Source organism: Thalassovita litoralis (assembly GCF_900182725.1).
Classification (GTDB): domain Bacteria; phylum Pseudomonadota; class Alphaproteobacteria; order Rhodobacterales; family Rhodobacteraceae; genus Thalassobius; species Thalassobius litoralis.
This window is the reverse complement of sequence record NZ_FXTO01000014.1, coordinates 31,423-52,994: the sequence shown is the minus strand read 5'-3', so window position 1 is coordinate 52,994 and position 21,572 is coordinate 31,423. Positions and strand designations below refer to the sequence as shown.

The following is a 21,572-nucleotide window of genomic DNA, read 5'->3' as shown; positions in this document are numbered from 1 at the left end:
ACCTCATGTCAGCAGGGGGCTGGCGCCTTCGGTGGCGGGGCCAACATTCTGCCGGAAAATTTCAAATAATTCACGCCCCAGACCCGCGCCATTATCCGACAGATCGGGCTGCACCGGATCGCGAGTCTCGAAATCCGGGGCCAGATTGGTTAATTCCCCGGTTATCGCATTCACCCGCAGCACGTCACCATCCCGAACGCGCGCCAATGGTCCGCCGACTGCGGCTTCGGGGGCGACATGGATGGCCGATGGCACCTTGCCAGAGGCACCCGACATGCGCCCATCTGTGACCAGTGCCACCCGTAACCCACGATCCTGCAACACGGACAAGGTGGGCGTCAGCCCGTGCAATTCGGGCATCCCGTTGGCTTTTGGCCCCTGAAACCGCACCACGACCACCGTGTCGGTGGTGAATGCGCCTGCTTTGAAAGCGTCCTTGACCGCTTCTTGGCTGTGGAACACGCGGGCGGGGGCTTCGATCACATGACGGTCTGGGGCAACGGCGGATACTTTCATCACGCCCAGACCCAGATTGCCCTGCAACACCGACAAACCGCCACTGCGCTGAAACGGGTCCGATGGCGGGCGCAGGATTTTGTCATTTTCGCTGTGACGCGGTGCAGGGTTCCAGCTTAGGGTGCCATCGGTCAGGCGTGGTTCATGCGCGTAGCGTTCCAGCCCCGGTCCGGCCACCGTTTGGGTATCCGGGTGCAGTAATCCCGCCGCCAGCAATTCACCGATCACATAGCCCAGTCCGCCAGCCGCGTGGAAATGGTTCACATCGGCCAATCCGTTTGGATAGACCTTGGCCATCAGGGGGGTTACGGCAGAAATATCGGAAAAATCCTGCATTGTCAGGTGGATGCCTGCTGCTTTTGCCATTGCGGGCAGGTGGATCAACAGGTTGGTGGACCCGCCCGTTGCCATCAGCCCGACGATCCCGTTCACAAAGGCGCGTTCGTCCAGCACATCGCAAACCGGGGTGTAGTCATGGCCCAAGGCCGTAATCGCCAATGCGCGTTCGGTGCCCGCGCGTGTCAGCGCATCGCGCAACGGGGTGTTGGGCGTCACAAAGGACGCGCCGGGCAGGTGCAGTCCCATAAATTCCATCAGCATTTGATTGGAATTGGCCGTTCCGTAAAAGGTGCAGGTGCCCGGCCCGTGGTAGCTGGCCATTTCCGCCTGCATCAAGGCCGTGCGGTCAATTTCCCCCTTGGCGAACTGGGTCCGAATGCGGGATTTTTCATCGTTGGGCAGGCCGCTGGTCATCGGCCCCGCTGGCAGGAAAATGCCCGGCAGATAGCCAAAGGTGGCTGCCGCCATCACCAGCCCCGGCACGATTTTATCGCAAACCCCCAGATACAAGGCCGCGTCAAAGGTGTTGTGCGACAGCGCGACCGCTGTCGCCATCGCGATCACATCGCGCGAAAACAGCGATAGCTCCATCCCTGTCTGGCCCTGTGTCACGCCATCGCACATGGCCGGAACGCCGCCAGCCACCTGGGCGGTGGCACCATTGGCGCGGGCGGTGGCACGGATCAGATCGGGAAACCGTTCAAAGGGCTGATGCGCCGACAGCATATCGTTATAAGAGGTGACAATGCCCAGATTGGGCGCGCGCCCCTGCGCCAATGCCCCCTGATCTGCCCCCATCGCCGCATAGGCATGGGCCTGATTGCCACAGGTCAGATGCGCCCGGCGCGGTCCTTCGTCTGCGGCGCGGCGCATTCTGTCCAGATAGGTCTGGCGGGACGGGGCGCTGCGTTCGACGATGCGGGCTGTGACGCTGGCAATCGTAGCGTTCAGACTCATGCGGACCTCTCTTTCACAGGTGAACTATATACCGTTAGCGGTAACGCGACAAGCAGCCCGCTATGACCGTATTTGTCATCTGAATTGTGTGGACCGACCCCATGCAGGCAGGGTAATTTTATGGGCATGAAACAAATATTTTTCGTTATTCTTTCTGTGATTGTATTCATGTCGCCGGTCGCTGCGCAAGTGTTGGGCGAACCGATGGAGTCCTATATCCGCGAACAAGAAGCGGTGATGGATCGCTATTTTGAAACGGGCGATTATCAAAACGCCGAAGCTGTTTTGCGCCCCCTGATAGCTAAGGCAACCGAAGCAGCCGGTCCCGCACATATCAAGGTGTTGCGGATGCGGCAGGCGCTGGCGAATGTGATCCGGCTTCAGGGGCGCTACAATGATGCGCTGCGGGAAATGCAGGATGCCTATGACATCTGGGAAAAGAACTATCTGAAATTTAACCCGTATCGCATGGATGCAGCGATGCAACTGGCTGTGCATCTGTCGAAAACGGGAAATGCGAACGATGCTCTGCCACTGGCATTGGAGGCCACCAAATTCGCTGAATCCGTATGGGGGGGCGCGAATGAACAGACGATGCTGTGGCAATATAATACCGCCGGAATATTCAAAGAACTGGGATATTGGGACGAGGCGCTCAGGATTTTCGACGGTGTTTTGCCGCGTCTGGATGCCGCGAATACCCCGAAAACCCGGCACTATGCCTGTTCCGTCTCGCAGGAACGGGCGCGGTTGTTGCGTGATATGAACCGCCCGCAAGAGGCCGCGCAGGCCTATGAGGAAACGCTGAAACGGGATGCCGCCTGTTTCCCGCCCAATCACCCCGAAATCGTTCATGCTTTGGGGGAATATGCGCTGGTTTTGTATAAGGTCAGGGATTTTGACCGGATGGGGCAGATCATGGACCAGTGGCACGATGGGTTGATGGCATCCTACGGGGAAAACTCGTTGCCCTTTGCCGAATATCTGGGCAACCGGGCCTTGATGAAATCGCATGGCACGCTTGGCACACCGGCCTTCGAGGATGCGTTGGCGGATATGCGGGCCTCTGTCCTGTTGCGCGAAAAACTGTTGCCGCCAGATCATAGCTTTATCGGCAAGGCCTATATGAACCTTGGGGCGATGGAAAATGACGCGGGCCATTACGGTATCGCGTGGCAAATGGCGCTTAGGGCGGAACAGGCCGGGCAGGGTAGCCGCCAATTGCTGATGGATACGCTGCTGAATGCCCGCGAATCCGGGGAAATCCCCGAGGATGAGGCCTTGAGCCAAGCCTTTCGTCTGGTGCAGGTCAACCACAACAGCGCCGCCCGCGCGGCCTATGAAATGCTGGCGCAACGGGTTGAACTGGGGGACACGGCCAAGACCGAAAACATGCGCCGTTTCACCGATATGCAGCGGCGTCAGGACCAGTTGCAGCGGGATATGTCCTATTTGGCGGCCTTGCCCAGTGCCGAACGCCGCCCCGATACCGAACGCGACATCCGCGCCGAGATGGAACAGCTTTCTGCGCAGATCAATACTCTGGGCGATACGCTAAGCCAGCAGGATATTCCGTTTGAAGCGATGTATCAGACCAAGCCGCTATCCTTGGCGGACGCGCAGGCCATGCTATCCCCGCAAGAGGCGCTGGTGATCTTTGACATCGGTCCCGAAGATTGGGACCGGCATTATGTCTTTGTCGCCACGCAGGACCGGGCGGAATGGCGTGAACTGCATGTCAGTATCGACAACCTGAAGGCCGCCATACGGGATTTGCGGGCCTCGATTGATTTGCGTATGGGGGTGCGGGCCGGGATCGCGCTGAAAAAGCCCACGGGGCCGGATCGCAATGCCTATGACCTCTATGCCGCGCATTGGGTTTATACGCAGACCTTTGCCCCCATCGCGGATATGTTGGCGGGCAAAGATCACATCTATACCGAATTGCGCGGGCCGTTATCCGCTGTGCCGCCGCAGTTGTTGGTACGCAATGACGTGGCCGCACAGGCACAGGCCGATTGGTTGGTGCGTCATCATGCGGTGACTGTCATACCGTCGATCCAATCCCTGAAGGTCACAACGCTGGCCCGCCAGACTGCCCGCGCAGGCAAACCGTTTTTGGGGTTTGCCGATCCGATCTTTGGCGATGGAACGACGCCGCCGGATCAGCAGGTGGCCAGTCTGGATGTCACCCGCGCGGCGATGCGGGGGGCGCTGGCGCCTTTGCCCGAAACCGCGGTCGAAGTTCGCGCGGTTGCACAGGCGGTTGGCGCCCCGGTGGCGCAATCGGTGCGTCAGCAATCCACCGCTAGCGAAGCAGACCTGAAACACGAAGATTTGCGCGATTATCGCGTGCTGTATTTCGCCACGCATGGGTTGGTCGCGGGGGATATGGTGACGGCCGATCAACAATTGGCCGAACCCGCGCTGGCGCTGACCGCCGGGCAGGGCGAGGACGGGTTGTTGACCGCGTCTGAAATTGCATCGTTGCGGCTGAACGCCGATTGGGTGGTGCTGTCGGCCTGTAACACCGCTGTCGGTGATGAACCGGGGGCCGAGGCACTGTCGGGGTTGGCGCAGGCCTTTACCTATGCCGGGGCGCGGGCGTTGATGGTGTCGCACTGGCCGGTCGAAAGCCGGTCTGCCGTGGCACTGATGACCGACCTTTTTGCCCGCCGCGCCGCCGATCCCACGCTCAGCGCGGCAAAGGCACAGCAACAGGCGATATTGGCGATGATCGACGCGCCACAACGCGCCGAATGGTCCCATCCGGCCTATTGGGCGCCGTTCATTCTGGTGGGTAATCCCGATTGATCCCGCTTCCCAAGGCGCAATAACAGGGATAAGAGGGCGACATGACAGAACACAGCCTTCCCATCGTCCGCATGAAACCGAAATCCAACGCCCGCGCCATCCGGCACGGGTTCCCTTGGGTTTACGATAACGAAATGGTCACAGACCGCCGCACCAAGGCATTGACGCCGGGGACAATTGCGGTGCTTCAGGACGAAAACCGCACCGATATGGGGCTGGTGGCGGTGACGCCGGGGTCGCGTATCCTGTGCCGGATGCTGGACCGCGATGTGACCGCGCAGGTGGATCAGGCATGGTTCGCCGCCCGCCTGTCCAAGGCGCTGGAAATGCGCGAACGGCTGTATGACCAACCGTTCTATCGCCTGATCCACGCCGAGGCCGATGGCCTTCCGGGTGTGGTGATCGACCGTTTCGGGGATGTGGCCGTTGTTCAGCCCAACGCCGCATGGGCCGATGCGCGGATGGATGATCTGGTGGCGGCGCTGGTGCAGGTGACGGGCGTAACGACGGTTTTGAAAAACGCCTCGGGCCGTGCGCGTGTGTTGGAAGGCTTGGATGATGACAGCGCCGTGATGCTGGGCGATGCCCCCACAGCGCCGATTCCGGTGCCGATGAATGGCGCGATCTATATGGCTGATCTGATCGGGGGGCAGAAAACCGGCCTGTTCTTTGATCAACGCCCCAATCACGCCTTTGCCGCCCGCTTGTCACAAGGCGCGCGGGTGTTGGATGTGTTTTCCCATGTTGGCGGGTTTTCCTTGGCGGCTTTGGCTGGCGGTGCCGAAACCGCGCTGGCGGTCGACGGATCAGACCCCGCGCTGGAACTGGCCTCGCAGGGGGCCGATGCGATGGGCAAGGCCGACAGCTTTGCCACCCGCAAGGGCGATGCCTTTGACGTGCTGACCAAACTGGCCGAAGAAGGCGCGAAATTCGAGGTGGTGATTTGCGATCCCCCAGCATTCGCCCCCAACAAACAAGCGTTAGAGGCCGGATTGCGGGCCTATGAACGCATCGCCCGTCTGGCTGCGCCGCTGGTGGCCGAGGGGGGCTATCTGGGGCTGTGTTCGTGTTCGCACGCCGCCGACCTGGCCAAATTCCGGGGCGCCTGTGTGCGTGGGATCGGGCGGGCAGGGCGATCTGCCCAATTGATCCACACGGGATATGCCGGGCCGGACCATCCGCTGATGCCGCAACTGGCCGAAAGCGGCTATCTGAAAGCGCTGTTTTTCCGCCTATGAAGGCGTTGCTGGATACCTGCGTGATCTATCCCACGGTGATGCGGGAAATTCTGCTGGCCGTGGCCGGAACCGGGGCGTTTCAGCCGCTTTGGTCTGACCGCATTCTGGAAGAATGGGCGCGGGCTGCCCGCAAACTTGGCCCCGATGGGGAACCGCAGGCGCGGGCAGAAATTGCCCTGCTGCGGGCGCAATGGCCCCGTGCCAATGTCAGCTATCCCCCATCGCTGGAGGCGCGGCTATATCTGCCCGATGAAAATGATCGGCACGTTCTGGCAGCGGCGATTGCCGGATCGGCGGATGTGATCGTCACGATGAACGCACAGGATTTCCCCCGCCATACCCTGAGCGAAGAAGGGCTGGCCCGTCAGGCCCCCGATGAATTTCTGTATGGGTTTTGGCTGAACGCCCCGGATGCCGTTGCGGCGGCGGTGGAACAGGTGCGGCAACAGGCGGACCGCCTATCGGGCGAAACATGGGATGTGCGGCGGCTGCTGAAAAAGGCGCGGTTGCCCCGATTGGGCAAGGCACTGTCAGCGGCTTAGCCGGAAATGCCCCATTTCGCCTCGTGTCGTTCGATCATGGCGATCCGTTCGGCGGTTTTGGGATGGCTGAGCAACCACGCGGGAATAGTACCGCCGCGCCCGCCGGTTAAATCTTCCAGCTTGTGAAACAGCGATTTCTGCGGCGCGGTGCCCAGCCCCGCCTTGACCATCAGGGCGCTGGCATATTCATCCGCTTCGTATTCGTCACCGCGCGACATGCGGGCCGCCAGCAATGTTGTCAGCCCATTGGCGATATAAACCCCGATCCCCGGCAACAACCGTGACAGGAACATTCCCAGCGCCGCCCGCAATGCGTTCTGTCCGGAAAAGTCGATCATCCGCCGCCGGGTATGCCCCAGCGCCACATGACCCAATTCATGCGCGATGACGCTGGCGATTTCATCGGCTGACACCTCGCCCGCCTGAAATTTGCGATAAAACCCGCGCGTCAGGAAAACCCGCCCATCCGGCGCGGCCAGCCCGTTGACCGGATCGACCTCGTATATGAACACCCGCACGCGGGGGACATCCAGCGCGCGGGCCAGCCGGTCCAGAACCGGGGCTAGGGCCGGGTCCGCCAGTTCGGTTGACCGCGCATCCAGTTCCTTGCGCGTGCGGAACGCAGAAAACCAGTACATCGCCAGCGCATAGATGACAGCCAATAAGATCGGAGAGAATCTGAGCATGGGTCAGATATGGGGGCATATGGCCCCAAAGCAAACCCTTAGCTGTCCCATTCCACCGGCATTTTGGTGGGACCGCGAAAGGCCCAGCCCACAAAGGGCGTTTCGCCCGCCAATCGCAGCCCGTTCAGCCGTTCAAATGCCAGCGGCAGCGCCACCTGCGTAATCAGCGCCCGGCTGGCCGCCGCCCCGGCACAGAAATGCGGCCCCGCGCCAAAGCTGATCGCTGGGCCGGTATCGCGGAAGATGTCGAACTGATCTGGCGTATCAAAATGGGCTTCGTCCCGCCCGGCGGATGAAAACATGAAAAATACGCGGTCTTCGGGGGCCAAATTCACCCCCAGCACATGATCCGCCTGCGCCACCCGGCGCGGGGACATGCCAATGGGGGAAATCCAGCGGGCGTATTCCTCGAACGCTTGCGCCCATGTCGCCCGCCCATCCTGCACCGCCTGCAATTGGTCCGGGTGGGTCAGCAAGGCCCAGATCGTCCCGGCAATCGCGTCACGCGGTTCATTCTGCCCTCCGGATATGATCAGCTTCACATTGGCACGAGTGGCCTTCAGATCCAGCCCGCCCTGCATCTGCACGGACAGGCCGGACATATTGGGCGCGGCCTGTAAGGCGGGGATCATCGCATCAATATGCCGATCAATGGATGCGGTACAGTCGTGGCACTGCGCCGTGATCGCGGGATCGCCGGTGTAATTGGCACAGCCGTCAATCATGCCCTGACTGACACGATCCATTTCCGCCGCCTCCATATTGGTCAGCCCGGTGATCAGCTTCAGCGCCTCGGCCGAAACGGGCATGGCATAGTCGCGCACCATGTCACAGTCCCCGTGTGGGGCCAGATCATCCAGAATGCGCGTAGCCGCTGCGGTAAAAGCAGGCAGCCACACATCCCGCACGGTCCGCGGGCTAAGGGCCGGGAACAGGATTTTGCGTTCGCGCTGATGTGCGTCGCCATCCTTGCGCATCATGTTTTCGCCCATCAGGATCGTCATCAACCCATCCGGCTGATGCGAAGAAAACACATCTGTCCGCTTTTCCTGTGCGAAAATATCGTCCCGTCGGGTGAACAGCGTCGCCCCCAGTTCCGGCACATATGTCACAGGGGTGTGCGCCCGCATCTGTGCCAGCGTGGGATAAGGATCAGCGCGAAAGGCGACCGGATCAATATGGGTAACGGGCGCGTCAGACATGGGCGTTCTTCCTTGGGCTTTGATCATTTACAGGGGATGCTGCCGCATTCTGCTTGGACCTGCCAGAAAAACCGTGTCAGGATTTCAAAAACACGTAGCCACGGCAGGGATGACAGGGATGCAGATCACGCTGGACAATGGATTTGGGCAGACCGCGCGCATGGCGGTGATCGTGCTGTCCACGGATGAAACCGTGGAAAACGAGGCGCGGCTGATCCTGCGGGATCGTCCGGTTAGCCTGTTGCACAGCCGCGTGCCAGCCCATGCGGATGTGACCCCCGAAACGCTGCGCCTGATGGAGGACGGAATGCCCGCCACGGCGGCGTTGCTGCCTGCGGGGCAGGATGTGATTGGCTATGCCTGCACGTCCGGCGCGACGGTGATCGGGCCGGATCGGGTGGCCGCGCTGATCCAAAGCCACCACCCGAACACCCCCGTCACCAATCCGATTTCGGCGGTTGTGGCGGCCTGTCAGGCGTTGGGGGTGACGCGGATCGCCTATGTGTCGCCCTATGTGGAAACGGTAACGCGACCGATGCGGGCGTTTTTGGAACAGCACGGCATTGTCACCATCACCGAAGCCAGCTTTGGCATCAAGGAAGACTGGACTGTCGCACGCATCCCGGAAAAAGAAACGGAAAACATGGTTCTAGACGCCATTTCTAATGTGGATGTTGATGCGATATTTACCAGTTGCACCAATTTACGAACCTTTGGCCTGATTGATCGGATCGAGGCCAAAACCGGCCTGTCGATGATCAGTTCCAATCAGGCACTGCTGTGGCATATGCTGAAACTGGCCGGGGTGGATGCGCGTGGCTGGGGACCGGGGAAACTGTTCCAGGTCTGAGGCGGGGGCGCTGCCCCCACGGCGCTGACGCGCCGTTCCCCCGGAGTATTTTGAGCAAGATGAAAACGGGCCTTAGCGGCTGAGCTCCTTCATGCCCTTTTCCAACCCTTCCAGTGTCATCGTCACCATCTGGTTTTCAAAAATATCCTGAATCATTTTGATCGACTGGGTATAGGCCCAATAGCGTTCCGGCACCGGGTTGATCCACAGGTTCGAGGGCCATTGTTCGCGGGCGCGTTCCAGCCAGACCTGACCGGCCTCGGGGTTCCAATGTTCGTTCGCGCCGCCCGGATAGTGGATTTCATAGGGTGACATAGACGCGTCCCCGATGAAAATACACTTGTAGTCCGAACCATAGGTGCGCAGCACGTCCCAAGTGGGGGTTTGCTGATCCCAGCGGCGGCGATTGTCTTTCCACACGCCTTCGTAAAGGCAGTTATGGAAATAGAAATGTTCCAGATGTTTGAATTCGGATTTGGCGGCGGAGAACAGTTCTTCCATCACCTTGATATGCGGGTCCATTGATCCGCCGACGTCCAGAAACAGGATCACCTTGACCGCGTTGCGCCGTTCCGGGCGGGTCTGCACATCCAGATAGCCATGTTCGGCGGTGGCGCGAATGGTGCCGTCCAGATCCAGTTCATCATGCGCCCCGTTGCGCGCCCAGCGGCGCAGGCGTTTCAGCGCCACTTTGATGTTGCGGGTTCCCAGTTCGACCGTGTCATCCAGATTTTTGAATTCGCGCTTGTCCCAGACTTTGACGGCGCGGCCATGACGGCCCTTTTCCTGACCGATCCGCACCCCTTCGGGGTTGTAACCATGCGCGCCAAAGGGCGAGGTGCCCGCCGTGCCAATCCATTTGTTGCCGCCCTGATGGCGGCCTTCTTGTTCTTCCAGACGCTGTTTCAGCGTTTCCATCAGCTTCTCGAAGCCGCCCATCGCTTCGATTTCGGCTTTTTCTTCTTCGGTCAGGTATTTTTCAGCCATTTTTTCCAGCCAGTCGGCAGGAAGTTCGATGGCTTCCAGCACATCGCCCAACTGAATCTGATCCAGCCCCTTGAAGGTTTGGGCAAAGGCGCGGTCGAACTTGTCAATATTGCGTTCGTCTTTCACCATCGCGGTGCGGGCCAGATAGTAAAACCCTTCGACGTCATAGGTGACCAACCCCGCCTTCACAGCCTCCAGAAAGCTAAGGTATTCACGCAGGGATACCGGGACGCCAACAGAACGGAGATTTTCGAAGAAGGGGAGGAACATGGATCAGACCGCAGCTCTATGGATGAAGATGGTGATGAATAGGGCAATGACCATGAATAACACGCAATAGGCGATGGCGTATTGTGTCATGTCCTTGCCGTTGCCGCCGCGCAGCTTTGCGCGGGTGGCGCCTAAAATAAGTCCCAGAATGGCTCCTGCGATGACGATCATAGCTGCCCGTTGCTCCTTTTTAGCGGGGACAGGGCCGCGATTTCACGCAGACGGGCGTGAACGGCCTGGTCCGAGCCAATTCCGTATCTTGCCCAGCCCAGACTGTCCAGTCTGACCGCCTGTGCCTCGGTCGGGCGGTTCAACAGGTCCAGCGCCTCGGCTCGCAGCATTAGAAGCGTTGACAGCAAAGCGCCATTTTCATGCCGCGCGGCAACCGCCAGATAAGGCGAGGTTTGCAACAGCGCTTCTTCGCCGTTGCCTTCGGATATGGCATAGGCGGCCAGCTGCGCGGCCACATGGGCGGCGTGTAACTGGGTGTTGGGGCTGCGGGTATAGAAGTTCTGCGCCGCCCGGAAATGCGCCAGCGCCAGTTCGGCATTCATGCTTTGGGTCAACCGCCCCAGCGCATAATGCGAAAACGCCCGGCGATGATCGGTCCAGCCTGCGGATTCAGCAATGGCCAGCGCCTTGCGGGCCGCAGACAGGCGTTGTGCGGGGGCGGTTCCGGGGCCAAGCGCGGTTTGGGTGGCCTCGATCCACGGTCGCGGCGTATCAGGCAACGGATGCAGGGGGGACCGCTGCCCGGCGGGGTTCAGGCGGGCCAGAATGCGGGGCAGGCGGGCGGCCACCTGATCCCGGCGCATCCCGTTGCGCAATTCCGGCGCGTAATAGGTGCGCAGGATCAGCATGTCATAGCTGGTCAAAACTGTGTGAATATTATCGTCGTTGAACACCGAATCCGGCAAACGGTACAGATCGTTCAGCGGTCCCAGCGCCTGTGCCAGTTCTTCGTGCAGGCAATCGCGGGTTTCCTGTGGCGGCGAATCCACCGGCACGAAAATCGCCATTTGGCGGCGCTCTTGCAGCAGAACCCAATCGGTTTTGGGGGATTGCGCGGCACGTGGGTATTCTGACAGCCGGGTGATGTTTGGCACCACGAAACAGGCGGCCTGAGGCAGCACGCGCTGAATCTCGCTTCGGGTGACGGCGTTGATGGTGATCCCCGCAGGCCCATCCGCCACCTGTCGAATGTCGATACCGGCTTCGTTGCGCAATCGGCCCAACAATCTGCCCAGATCATGCTGAAATGACGCTGGTGCCTTTCCCGATACCTTGACGGTGATCGGTTCCTCGAAACGGGTGAAAACATCCAGTTCGCGCCCGGATTCCAACCGAAAGCTCAGGTCCAGGAAATCCCGCGCAATATCCGCGTTCGAGGTGCGCACGCGCTCCAGCACCTGCCCGGAAAAGGTTTTCATCGGGGGCAGTGTGATTGCGGGGGAACTGGCGGCCCGGCTGGCGACACCACCGGACCCGGTTGCCATACAGCCGGTCAAAAGGGCCATAGCCGCAAAGCTGAACAGGATTTTTTTCATACTGTCATCCTGCCGCTGCACAGGGGCCGGGGCAATTGTTTTCCGAATGCCCCGGCAAATTTGACGACCAAAAGGGCAGGGGCCGCGGCCCCCGTGCCAATCAGCGTTGCGACCGCGCCATAAAGGCCAGCCGTTCAAACAGATGCACGTCCTGTTCGTTTTTCAGCAGCGCACCATGCAGTTTCGGCAAGGCATTCGGCCCGTCGCGTTTCAGATCTTCGGGGGTCATGTCTTCGGCCAGCAGCAGTTTCAGCCAATCCAGCACTTCGCTGGTGGACGGTTTTTTCTTCAACCCCGAGGTTTCGCGGATTTCATAGAATTGGGTCAGCGCGGTGGTCAGCAGCTTTTCCTTGATTCCGGGGTGATGCACTTCGACGATTTGTTTCATCACTTCCGGCTCCGGGAACCGAATGTAGTGGAAGAAACAGCGCCGCAAAAACGCGTCTGGCAGTTCTTTTTCATTGTTCGAGGTGATGATCACGATCGGGCGCTGTGCGGCCTTGATGGTTTCCCCGGTTTCGTAAACGTGGAATTCCATCTTGTCCAATTCCTGCAACAGGTCATTGGGGAATTCGATATCGGCCTTGTCGATTTCGTCGATCAGCAGAACAACTTTTTCGTCCGCCTCAAACGCCTGCCAAAGCTTGCCCTTTTTGATGTAGTTTTTCACATCATGCACGCGTTCTTCGCCCAGTTGGCTGTCGCGCAGGCGGCTGACCGCATCGTATTCATACAGGCCTTGCTGGGCCTTGGTGGTGGACTTGATGTTCCATTCGATCATCCGCAGCCCCAACGCCCCGGCCACCTGAAGCGCCAGTTCGGTTTTGCCGGTTCCCGGTTCGCCCTTGACCAACAGCGGCCGTTCCAGCGTGACCGCAGCATTGACCGCGACCTTCAGATCGTCGGTGGCCACATACGCATCTGTTCCCTGAAATTTCATGGTTCCATCACCCTCTTGCCCTCTTCGCGGCACACAGTAGCTTGAACAGCACCGGGCCGCAATAAGTGGCGTTTAAGGGTAGTGACAATGCCTAAGTCTTGCGTTAAGTCGGCGGCGGGAGGGTGCCCAGATGTCAAATCATACGTCCTTGGCTGAGGTTGACCTTGTAGAGGGGAAAGAGATGAAGGCCGAAACCTTTATTTCCGACGATTACCGTCCGGCGGAAGATGAACCATTCATGAATGAGCGCCAGTTGGAATATTTCCGGCGCAAATTACTCAACTGGAAAAACGATATCCTTGAAGACAGCCGCGACACGATCGAAGGGCTTCAGGACAACACGCGCAATATCCCCGATATTGCAGATCGTGCGTCCGAAGAAACCGACCGTGCGCTGGAATTGCGGACCCGTGACCGGCAGCGCAAACTGGTGTCCAAGATCGACGCGGCCCTGCGCCGTATCGAAGAAGGCGAATATGGATATTGCGAAGTGACTGGGGAACCGATCAGCCTGAAACGGCTGGACGCGCGTCCCATCGCCACCATGAGCCTGGAGGCGCAGGAACGTCACGAACGGCGCGAAAAGGTGCATCGCGACGACTGATCGCGGCGAATGCCTGTTTTCAGATAGAAGCGCCGGGGTTTGCCTCCGGCGTTTTTTCGTTTCAAAGGAATGCCATGAATCTTCTGGGTATGAAAATCGCAGTCATTGGCGGCGGAATCGCAGGTTTGGCCGCATCGCGGGCGCTGGCCTTGCGGGGAGCGTCGGTCACGGTTTTGGAACAGGCCGCCGAAATCAGCGAGGTCGGCGCCGGTCTGCAAATCAGCCCCAATGGGTTTGCGGTGTTAGACGCGCTTGGGCTGGGGGATGCCTTGCGCCGCCGGGCCGTTCAGGGACAGGCGGTCAGCCTGCGCGATTACCGCAAGGGCGAGGTGCTGCGGCTGGATCTGACCCGGCTGGAGAACCGCAATTACTATTTCGTTCACCGCGCCGATCTGATTGACCTGTTGGCCGAAGGCGCGCGCGATGCCGGGGTAAAGCTGCGCCTGCTGCAACAGGTGTCCGATGTGGTGCCGGGCAATCCCCCCACGATCCGCCTGACTACGGGCGCGGACCTGCACCCGGATCTTGTGATTGGGGCGGATGGGTTGCATTCGCCCAGCCGTCGGGCGCTGAACGGGGCAGATCGGCCGTTTTTCACCCGGCAGGTTGCTTGGCGGGCTACCGTTCCGAACACGCTGGGGCTGGGGCCGGTGGCCCGTGTGCATATGGGGCCGGGGCGGCATGTGGTCAGCTATCCGCTGCGCGGGGGCGATCTGGTGAATATCGTGGCGGTGCAGGAACGCCGTAGCTGGACCGACGAAGGCTGGAACCACGCGGATGACCCGGCAAATCTGCGTGCGGCCTTTGCGGATTTCGGGCCAGAGGTGTCGCAAATGCTGGCGCAGGTGTCCGAAGTAAACCTGTGGGGTCTGTTCCGTCATCCGGTGGCGGCCCGGTGGTTTGGTGAAAATACGGCCATTCTTGGCGATGCCGCGCATCCAACGCTGCCCTTTCTGGCGCAAGGGGCCAGTATGGGGTTGGAAGATGCCTGGGCTTTGGCGGATGAGCTGGCCATGACAGACAGTCTCGCCGCAGGTCTGGCGGCCTATCAACCGCGCCGCCGCGCCCGCGCGACAAAGGTTATCAATGCCGCCACGGGCAACGCGTGGAAATATCACTTGGGCTTTTCGCCGTTTCGATTTGCCGCCCATACTGCATTGCGATTGGGCGGGGCATTGATGCCGGATCGGATGATGCATCAATTCGACTGGCTGTATCTGCATGATGAAACCCGCCAGCCGCATGTGGCCTGAACTGACTTGTGTCCCCAATACCCTTCTGCGGATGTCTTGGCAGAGGGTTGCGCAATGGGCGAACCACAAGGCATAGAGAGATAAACCCAGCAGGAGAGCGCGCATGAAAATCGCCACGTTCAACATCAATGGCATCAAGGCGCGGATCAATGCCTTGCCGGATTGGCTGGACGACGCCCAACCTGACGTGGTGGTGTTGCAGGAAATCAAATCGGTGGACGATGCCTTTCCGCGCGAAATTTTCGAAGACCGTGGCTATAACGTGGAAACGCATGGCCAGAAAAGTTTCAACGGCGTGGCGATCCTGTCAAAGCTGCCGTTAGAGGATGTGACTCGCGGATTGCCGGGCGATGAAAGCGACGAACAGGCCCGCTGGATCGAAGCGACTGTAGTCGGGAAAACGGCGATCCGGATTTGCGGCTTATACCTGCCAAATGGCAATCCGGTTGAACTGGAGCCGGACGGCACCCCAGTGGCGGGGGGGAAATACGCCTACAAACTGGCTTGGATGGAACGGATGCGCCAGCGCGCGCAGGCATTGCTGGACAGCGAAATGCCCGCGCTGATGGCAGGGGATTACAACATTATTCCTCAAGAAGAAGATGCCAAGCGCCCGGATGTCTGGCGTGAAGATGCGTTATTCCGCCCCGAAAGCCGCGCGGCATTCCGAAAGATTCTGAACCTTGGCTTTACCGAAGCATTCCGCGCCCGCACCCGTGGGCCGGGGCATTATTCGTTCTGGGATTATCAGGCCGGGGCATGGAACCGGGATGATGGGATTCGGATCGACCATTTCCTGCTAAGCCCGCAATGTGCCGATCTTTTGCAGGACTGCCGCATTGACCGAGAGGTGCGCGGGCGTGAAAAACCTTCGGATCACGTGCCGGTCTGGATTGAACTGGATGCATGAAGCCGCCTGCTGGCTTGTGTCCTGCCACTGGTTGCGCGCAGTATGATCTGTGGACAAAGGGTGTGACATGATCCGGCAAGCGACCGCAGAAGATGAAACCGCAATCCGGCAATGTGCCGAGGCTGCATATGTCCGTTACGTGCCGCTGATAGGGCAAAAACCAGCGCCAATGATTGCGGATTTTGCCCGTCAGATTGCGCAGGGCCGTGTGTTCGTGTCCGTTCGGGACGGTAGCTTGCAAGGGTTTATCGTGTTTTACCCGGAAGACGCGCATATGATGCTGGAGAATGTCGCGGTTTTTCCCGAAGCGGCAGGCGGTGGTATCGGGAAGGCGTTGATCCGTTATTGCGAAGATACAGCCCGCAGGATGGGGATCGCTGCTGTGCGTCTTTATACCAATGAAAAGATGGTTGAAAATTTGTCGATCTACCCCGGCATGGGCTATGTCGAGACAGGTCGCCGTGTCGAAGACGGGTTTGCACGGGTGTTCTTTGAGAAACAGTTAAGCTGATCCGCAGCAGTAAGGGGTGGGTAAAATTCTTTAAAAGAATTTTGAACGGAAAATTTGCAATTTTCCGGGCCTCCGGCGGGAGTATTTGGGATCAGAAAGAAGCCGGATATTGGTTACATCGAAAAGGATGTGCCACAGCCACAAGAGGACGTGGCATTGGGATTGTCGATCACGAAGCGCGCACCAATCAATTCTTCGGTGAAATCAATCGTCGCCCCGGTCAAAAACGGCAGCGATACGCTGTCGACCACGACTTTTTCGCCAGCCCCTTCAAGGATCAGGTCGTCCGTGGTGGGGTGATCCAGTTTGATTTCATATTGAAAACCTGAACACCCGCCGCCTTCGACGGCGATGCGCAGGGCTTGTCCTTGCGCATTTGCGCCGATTTCAGACAGGCGGGCAAAGGCACGGTCGGTCACTTTTGGGGGCAATTGCATGTGATTTCAGGCTCCTGCACGGTTTCTTTGGGTGCTGCAATGCAATATATGTGGGGGACGTACAGGCGACAAGGACCAGTTAGGCATGGCAGCCCCCTTTGCATCGGACCCCGGCCAAAGCCGCGGTCGGCTTTATCCCGAAGAAGAAAGCGCATTTCGGTCCTGTTTTCAACGGGATCGCGACCGGATCATTCACGCCAGCGCGTTTCGGCGGCTGAAGCACAAGACACAGGTTTTTATCGAACACGAAGGCGATTATTTCCGCACCCGCCTGACCCATTCCATCGAGGTGGCGCAGGTGGCACGGACCATCGCGGGAACGCTGGGGTTGAACCGGGAACTGACCGAAGCCGTGGCGCTGGCGCATGATCTGGGGCATACGCCGTTCGGTCATACTGGCGAGGATGCGCTGGCGGAACTGATGGCCCCCTATGGCGGCTTTGATCATAACGCACAGGCCATCCGTATCGTCACCAATCTGGAACGGCACTATGCCGAATGGGATGGGCTGAACCTGACGTGGGAAACGCTGGAGGGGATCGCCAAGCACAATGGCCCTGTGACGGGGGATATCCCGTGGGCCTTGGCGGATTATGACAGACGGCACGATCTGGAACTGCACACCCATGCCAGCGCCGAGGCGCAGGTGGCCGCGTTGTCTGATGACATCGCCTATAACAATCACGACCTGCATGATGGGTTGCGGGCCGAGCTGTTTTCCACCGATGAGCTGGCAGAGATGCCTATTCTGGATGGCTGTTTTGCCGAGGTGGATGCCAAATACCCCGGCCTGAACTATTACCGCCGCCGCCACGAGGCGCTGCGCCGGTTTTTTGGCGTGCTGGTCGAGGACGTGATCGCCGTGACGCAGGCCAATCTGCGCGAACTGAACCCGCAATCCGTCGCGGATGTGCGTGGGGCCGGGCGGATGATGGCGCAGTTTTCGCCCGCCCTTTGGAGTGACCTGAAAATCATCCGCGAATTTCTGTTCCATCGCATGTACCGCGCCCCCGAGGTGGTCGAGGTGCGCAGTTATGTCACCGATGTGGTGCGCGAATTATTCGCGATCTATATGAAACAGCCGGAAATCCTGCCGCGGCAATGGCGCAAGGATGTGCAGGAGGCGCAGACAGATACCACGCTGGCGCGGATCGTTTCGGATTATATCGCGGGCATGACGGATCGGTTCGCTCTTCAGGAACATGAGCGGCTGACCGGACGGCAGGCTATTCCGGCAGGCCGCCGCGCCACACCCATTCAGCGCGGGGGCTGATACAGATGGTCACGCAGGATTTGGCCGGGGCTTTGGACCCGATGACCGCGATTGCGCTTGTTGGTGTGTTGGGCGTGGGGGCGCAATTTCTGGCGTGGCGAATGCAGATGCCCGCCATTGTGCTGATGTTGGTGGCCGGGATCATTGCTGGGCCGGTGACGGGATTTCTGGACCCGGCGCGCGATATTGGCCCGCTGGTGGGACCAATCATTTCCATTGCCGTGGCGATCATCCTGTTCGAAGGCGGGCTGACGCTGGACCGGGCCAAGCTGATGGATGCGGCCAAGGGGGTGCGACGGCTGGTGTTCGTCGGCGCACCGCTGGGATGGCTGAGCTCCGCCCTGGCGCTGCATTATGCGGCGGGTCTGGATTGGCAAACCAGCGCCGTTTTCGGTGGCATTATGATCGTCACCGGCCCCACAGTGATTGCCCCGCTGCTGCGGCAGGCAAAACTGTCGCGCCGCCCCGCTGCGTTGCTGCAATGGGAGGCAATCGTCAACGATCCCATCGGTGCCTTGGCGGCAGTGCTGGCGTTCGAGGTGGTGATGGTGCGCAGCACGGCGTCTTCGGGGTGGCACGCGACGCAGGAATTGGTGTTGGGGATTGCCTTGGCCGGGGCGGCAGGGGCCGCCGCGGGCTATGGGCTGGCCACGGCATTCCGGCGCGGCTGGGTGCCGGAATATATGAAAGTGCCCGTGTTATTTGCCACGTTGCTGGCGGTTTTTGCGGCCACGGATTCCGTCTTGCATGAAAGCGGGCTGCTGGCGGTGACTGTGATGGGGGTTGTGATCGCCAATGCGGGGTTGCCGTCATATGCGGAAATCCTGCGGTTCAAGGAACATGCCACGGTGTTGTTGGTGTCGGGCGTGTTTATCCTGCTGGCGGCTTCGCTGGATTTTGCCATGCTGGGGCAACTGACGTGGCGGGCAGCCTTGTTCGTGGGGGCGGTTGTGCTGTTGGCGCGGCCCCTGACGGTGATCCTGTCGCTGATCGGCACCGGGCTGCCGTGGCGCGAAAAGGCGCTGATTGCACTGACCGGACCGCGCGGCGTGGTGCTGGTGGCGGTGGCGGGGCTGTTTGGCGAACGTCTGGCGGCCTTGGGGGTTGCGGATGGGGCGCTGGTGGCGCCTTTGGCCTTTGTTTTGGTGACGGCCACGGTGGTCTTGCATGGGTTTACGTTGAAACCGTTGGCGCAGGCGTTGGGCTTGGCGGGCGGCGATGCGCCGGGCATTTTGTTGGTCGGGGGATCGGCGTGGTCCACGGCATTGGCCGAAGCCTTGCAAAAAGCCAAGGTCGAGGTGCTGATCGCCGATATGAACCGGGGGCGTTTACAGGCGGCGCGCCATGCGGGCATTTCCACCTTCTATGGCGATATTCTGTCGGAAGCGGCAGAGCATAATCTGGAACTGGCCCGCTTTACCCGGCTGGTCGCGCTGACCGATAATGATGCCTATAACACGCTGGTCACAACGGATTTGGCCCCGGAATACGGGCGGGACAACGTGTTTCAACTGGCCCGTGCCAAGGAAAATCAGGCCCGCTATGCCCTGCCTGCCACGTTGGGCGGGCGCGTTTTTGCCCAAGGCAAAAGTCTGGAGGATTTACACGCGTTGATCCGGGCCGGATGGGAATTTCGTACCACTGGCCTGACGTCTGAATATGATTTCGCACAATGGCAAGCGGATCGCCCTGACGCCCTGTTGATCGTGGCAATCTATCCAAACGGGCAATTACGGTTCCCGCGTGAAGACAGCCGCCTGAAAGGGGGCGACGGGGTGCAGTTGGTGCATTTTTCCCCACCGAAGCTTGTGAAAGACCCCGCCGCATAAACCAAGCCAACAGGGGGCGTTGACCTTTTACCCTTGCGTGGTAAACCCCGCGCAAGACGAAAGGATTGATCGCGATGAACCTGTTTACCGAAATGCGCGTGCTGGTGCTGGATACGCTGGGGCAAATGGCTGCCGCCGGGGATCTGCCCGAAGGGCTGGATTATGCCAATGTGGCGGTGGAACCGCCCCGCGATGCCGCGCATGGGGACATGGCGACCAATGCCGCGATGGTACTGGCCAAACCCGCCCGGATGAAGCCCCGCGACATCGCCGAAAAGCTGGCCGCGCGTCTGGGCGCGGATGCCCGCATCACCAGCGCCGAGGTGGCCGGTCCGGGGTTCCTGAACCTGCGTCTGGACGCGGGGCTGTGGCAGGGGATCGTGAAAACCGCCCTGACCGAAGGCAAGAAATATGGCCGCTCTGACATGGGGCAGGGCAAGAAGGTGAACGTTGAATACGTCAGCGCCAACCCCACTGGCCCAATGCATGTGGGCCACACCCGCGGCGCGGTGTTCGGCGATGCGCTGGCCAGCCTGCTGGATTACGCGGGCTATAACGTGACGCGCGAATATTACATCAACGATGGCGGCGCACAGGTCGACGTGCTGGCGCGATCGGCCTTTGAGCGTTACCGCGAGGCCAATGGGCTGGAGCCGGAAATCGCCGAAGGCCTGTATCCCGGCGATTACCTGATCCCCGTTGGAGAGGCGCTGAAGGAAAAATACGGCGATAGCCTGCTGGACAAGCCCGAGGCCGATTGGCTGGTCGATGTGCGCGAATTTTCCACCGAAAAGATGATGGAAATGATCCGCGAGGATCTGGCATCGCTGGGCGTGAAAATGGACGTCTATTATAGCGAAAAATCGCTGTATGGCACCGGCCAGATCGAATCCGCGCTGGACCGGCTGAAAGGGTTGGGCCTGATCTACGAGGGCGTGCTGGAACCGCCCAAGGGCAAGCTGCCCGAGGATTGGGAAGAGCGCGAGCAGACCCTGTTCAAATCCACCGAATACGGCGATGACGTGGATCGCCCCGTGCAGAAATCGGATGGCAAATGGACCTATTTCGCCCCTGACATTGCCTATCACTGGACCAAGATCGACCGGGGTTTTGATCTGCTGATCGACGTGTTTGGCGCGGATCATGGTGGGTATGTCAAACGGATGAAAGCCGCCGTTGCGGCGCTGTCGGAAAACCGTGTGCCGCTGGATATCAAGCTGATCCAACTGGTGAAACTGTTCAAGAATGGCGAACCGTTCAAAATGTCCAAGCGGGCAGGGACATTCGTAACCCTGCGCGATGTGGTGGATCAGGTGGGCGCAGATGTGACCCGCTTCCATATGCTGACCCGTAAAAACGATGCGCCGCTGGATTTCGATTTCGATAAGGTGTTGGAACAATCCAAGGACAACCCGGTTTTCTATGTGCAATATGCCCATGCGCGGGTGTGTTCCGTGCTGCGCAAGGCGACCGAGGCCGGGATTGCCCATGATGACGCCACGCTTGCGGCAGCGGACCTGTCCGGCCTGACGCACGAGGCTGAGTTGACCGTGGCCAAGAAGCTGGCTGAATGGCCGCGTCTGGTGGAAATCGCGGGCCGCACCAATGAGCCGCACCGGATTGCATTTTTCCTGTATGAACTGGCATCGGATTTCCATTCTTTGTGGAACCGGGGCAATGACGATATGTCCTTGCGGTTCCTTCAGGATGGGGATGCGGCAGCAAGTCAGGCGAAAATCGCCCTTGCGCGGGCTACAGCCGTTGTTATTTCCGCAGGTCTTGGTATTCTGGGCGTAACCCCGGCGGAAGAGATGCGCTAAAGCGCACGAAACACCCGCCGGAAACGCAGAGCAGAGCAGACCGAAGG

At 59.8% G+C, this 21,572-nt stretch carries 19 protein-coding genes; 11 read left to right on the top strand and 8 right to left on the bottom strand.

Annotated elements, in window-relative coordinates:
• Positions 1 to 3 precede the first annotated feature (3 nt).
• Entirely contained in the window at positions 4 to 1,812 is a 1,809-nt protein-coding gene (edd, locus tag FN828_RS11795; RefSeq protein WP_142493680.1) for a phosphogluconate dehydratase, read from the bottom strand.
• Positions 1,813 to 1,938: 126 nt separating this feature from the next.
• Between edd and FN828_RS11790 the strand changes: the two genes are divergently transcribed.
• The 3 genes from FN828_RS11790 to FN828_RS11780 are packed head-to-tail and all read left to right on the top strand — an operon-like array spanning position 1,939 to position 6,406.
• Positions 1,939 to 4,626 (top strand): CHAT domain-containing tetratricopeptide repeat protein, encoded by a 2,688-nt coding sequence (locus FN828_RS11790; protein ID WP_185959003.1) that lies wholly within the window; start codon positions 1,939 to 1,941, stop codon positions 4,624 to 4,626.
• 41 nt (positions 4,627 to 4,667) lie between these two features.
• Positions 4,668 to 5,864: an RSP_2647 family RNA methyltransferase gene (locus FN828_RS11785; protein WP_142493678.1), complete on the top strand. Its 1,197-nt coding sequence runs from the start codon at positions 4,668 to 4,670 to the stop codon at positions 5,862 to 5,864.
• Positions 5,861 to 6,406, top strand: a complete 546-nt coding sequence (locus FN828_RS11780; protein WP_142493677.1) for an RSP_2648 family PIN domain-containing protein — start codon at positions 5,861 to 5,863, stop codon at positions 6,404 to 6,406. Before FN828_RS11785 ends, FN828_RS11780 begins: the two co-directional genes overlap by 4 nt.
• Here the strand turns inward: FN828_RS11780 and FN828_RS11775 are convergent.
• Both FN828_RS11775 and FN828_RS11770 read right to left on the bottom strand, forming a co-directional pair.
• Positions 6,403 to 7,092, bottom strand: a complete 690-nt coding sequence (locus tag FN828_RS11775; RefSeq protein ID WP_142493676.1) for a M48 family metallopeptidase — start codon at positions 7,090 to 7,092, stop codon at positions 6,403 to 6,405. The two genes, FN828_RS11780 and FN828_RS11775, sit on opposite strands and share 4 nt — an antisense overlap.
• 38 nt (positions 7,093 to 7,130) lie before the next feature.
• Positions 7,131 to 8,294 (bottom strand): cytochrome P450, encoded by a 1,164-nt coding sequence (locus FN828_RS11770; RefSeq protein ID WP_142493675.1) that lies wholly within the window; start codon positions 8,292 to 8,294, stop codon positions 7,131 to 7,133.
• 118 nt (positions 8,295 to 8,412) lie between these two features.
• Here FN828_RS11770 and FN828_RS11765 point away from each other — a divergent pair, with 118 nt between their 5' ends.
• Positions 8,413 to 9,144 carry a maleate cis-trans isomerase family protein gene (locus FN828_RS11765; RefSeq protein WP_142493674.1) on the top strand — a complete coding sequence of 244 codons (732 nt, stop codon included), beginning with the start codon at positions 8,413 to 8,415 and terminating at the stop codon, positions 9,142 to 9,144.
• Between the two features lie 72 nt (positions 9,145 to 9,216).
• Here the strand turns inward: FN828_RS11765 and FN828_RS11760 are convergent, their stop codons facing one another.
• The 4 genes from FN828_RS11760 to FN828_RS11750 all read right to left on the bottom strand — a co-directional run bounded on the left by FN828_RS11760 (position 9,217) and on the right by FN828_RS11750 (position 12,888).
• Entirely contained in the window at positions 9,217 to 10,401 is a 1,185-nt protein-coding gene (locus FN828_RS11760; RefSeq protein ID WP_142493673.1) for a vWA domain-containing protein, read from the bottom strand.
• 3 nt (positions 10,402 to 10,404) lie between these two features.
• A complete protein-coding gene (locus FN828_RS20530; RefSeq protein WP_185959002.1) occupies positions 10,405 to 10,572 on the bottom strand; it encodes a hypothetical protein in 168 nt (55 codons plus the stop codon).
• Complete coding sequence (locus tag FN828_RS11755) at positions 10,569 to 11,948, bottom strand: DUF2927 domain-containing protein (RefSeq protein ID WP_235891467.1); 1,380 nt, start codon at positions 11,946 to 11,948, stop codon at positions 10,569 to 10,571. Before FN828_RS11755 ends, FN828_RS20530 begins: the two co-directional genes overlap by 4 nt.
• A 100-nt stretch (positions 11,949 to 12,048) precedes the next feature.
• A complete protein-coding gene (locus tag FN828_RS11750) occupies positions 12,049 to 12,888 on the bottom strand; it encodes an AAA family ATPase (protein ID WP_142493672.1) in 840 nt (279 codons plus the stop codon).
• Positions 12,889 to 13,069: 181 nt separating this feature from the next.
• Here FN828_RS11750 and dksA point away from each other — a divergent pair, with 181 nt between their 5' ends.
• The 4 genes from dksA to FN828_RS11730 all read left to right on the top strand — a co-directional run bounded on the left by dksA (position 13,070) and on the right by FN828_RS11730 (position 16,166).
• A complete protein-coding gene (gene dksA / locus FN828_RS11745) occupies positions 13,070 to 13,492 on the top strand; it encodes an RNA polymerase-binding protein DksA (RefSeq protein ID WP_142493720.1) in 423 nt (140 codons plus the stop codon).
• Positions 13,493 to 13,566: 74 nt separating this feature from the next.
• Positions 13,567 to 14,745: an FAD-dependent monooxygenase gene (locus FN828_RS11740; protein ID WP_142493671.1), complete on the top strand. Its 1,179-nt coding sequence runs from the start codon at positions 13,567 to 13,569 to the stop codon at positions 14,743 to 14,745.
• Between the two features lie 103 nt (positions 14,746 to 14,848).
• Positions 14,849 to 15,655 carry an exodeoxyribonuclease III gene (gene xth, locus FN828_RS11735; RefSeq protein ID WP_142493670.1) on the top strand — a complete coding sequence of 269 codons (807 nt, stop codon included), beginning with the start codon at positions 14,849 to 14,851 and terminating at the stop codon, positions 15,653 to 15,655.
• A gap of 67 nt (positions 15,656 to 15,722) precedes the next feature.
• Positions 15,723 to 16,166: a GNAT family N-acetyltransferase gene (locus FN828_RS11730; protein WP_142493669.1), complete on the top strand. Its 444-nt coding sequence runs from the start codon at positions 15,723 to 15,725 to the stop codon at positions 16,164 to 16,166.
• 113 nt (positions 16,167 to 16,279) lie between these two features.
• Here FN828_RS11730 and FN828_RS11725 read toward each other — a convergent pair whose 3' ends face one another.
• Positions 16,280 to 16,603, bottom strand: a complete 324-nt coding sequence (locus tag FN828_RS11725; protein ID WP_142493668.1) for a HesB/IscA family protein — start codon at positions 16,601 to 16,603, stop codon at positions 16,280 to 16,282.
• Between the two features lie 85 nt (positions 16,604 to 16,688).
• Here FN828_RS11725 and FN828_RS11720 point away from each other — a divergent pair, with 85 nt between their 5' ends.
• From FN828_RS11720 to argS, 3 genes are all read left to right on the top strand, one after another.
• Entirely contained in the window at positions 16,689 to 17,876 is a 1,188-nt protein-coding gene (locus FN828_RS11720; protein WP_142493667.1) for a deoxyguanosinetriphosphate triphosphohydrolase, read from the top strand.
• A gap of 5 nt (positions 17,877 to 17,881) precedes the next feature.
• Complete coding sequence (locus FN828_RS11715) at positions 17,882 to 19,705, top strand: cation:proton antiporter (protein ID WP_142493666.1); 1,824 nt, start codon at positions 17,882 to 17,884, stop codon at positions 19,703 to 19,705.
• A 74-nt stretch (positions 19,706 to 19,779) separates the two neighbouring features.
• Complete coding sequence (argS, locus tag FN828_RS11710; RefSeq protein ID WP_142493665.1) at positions 19,780 to 21,525, top strand: arginine--tRNA ligase; 1,746 nt, start codon at positions 19,780 to 19,782, stop codon at positions 21,523 to 21,525.
• Positions 21,526 to 21,572: the final 47 nt, after the last annotated feature.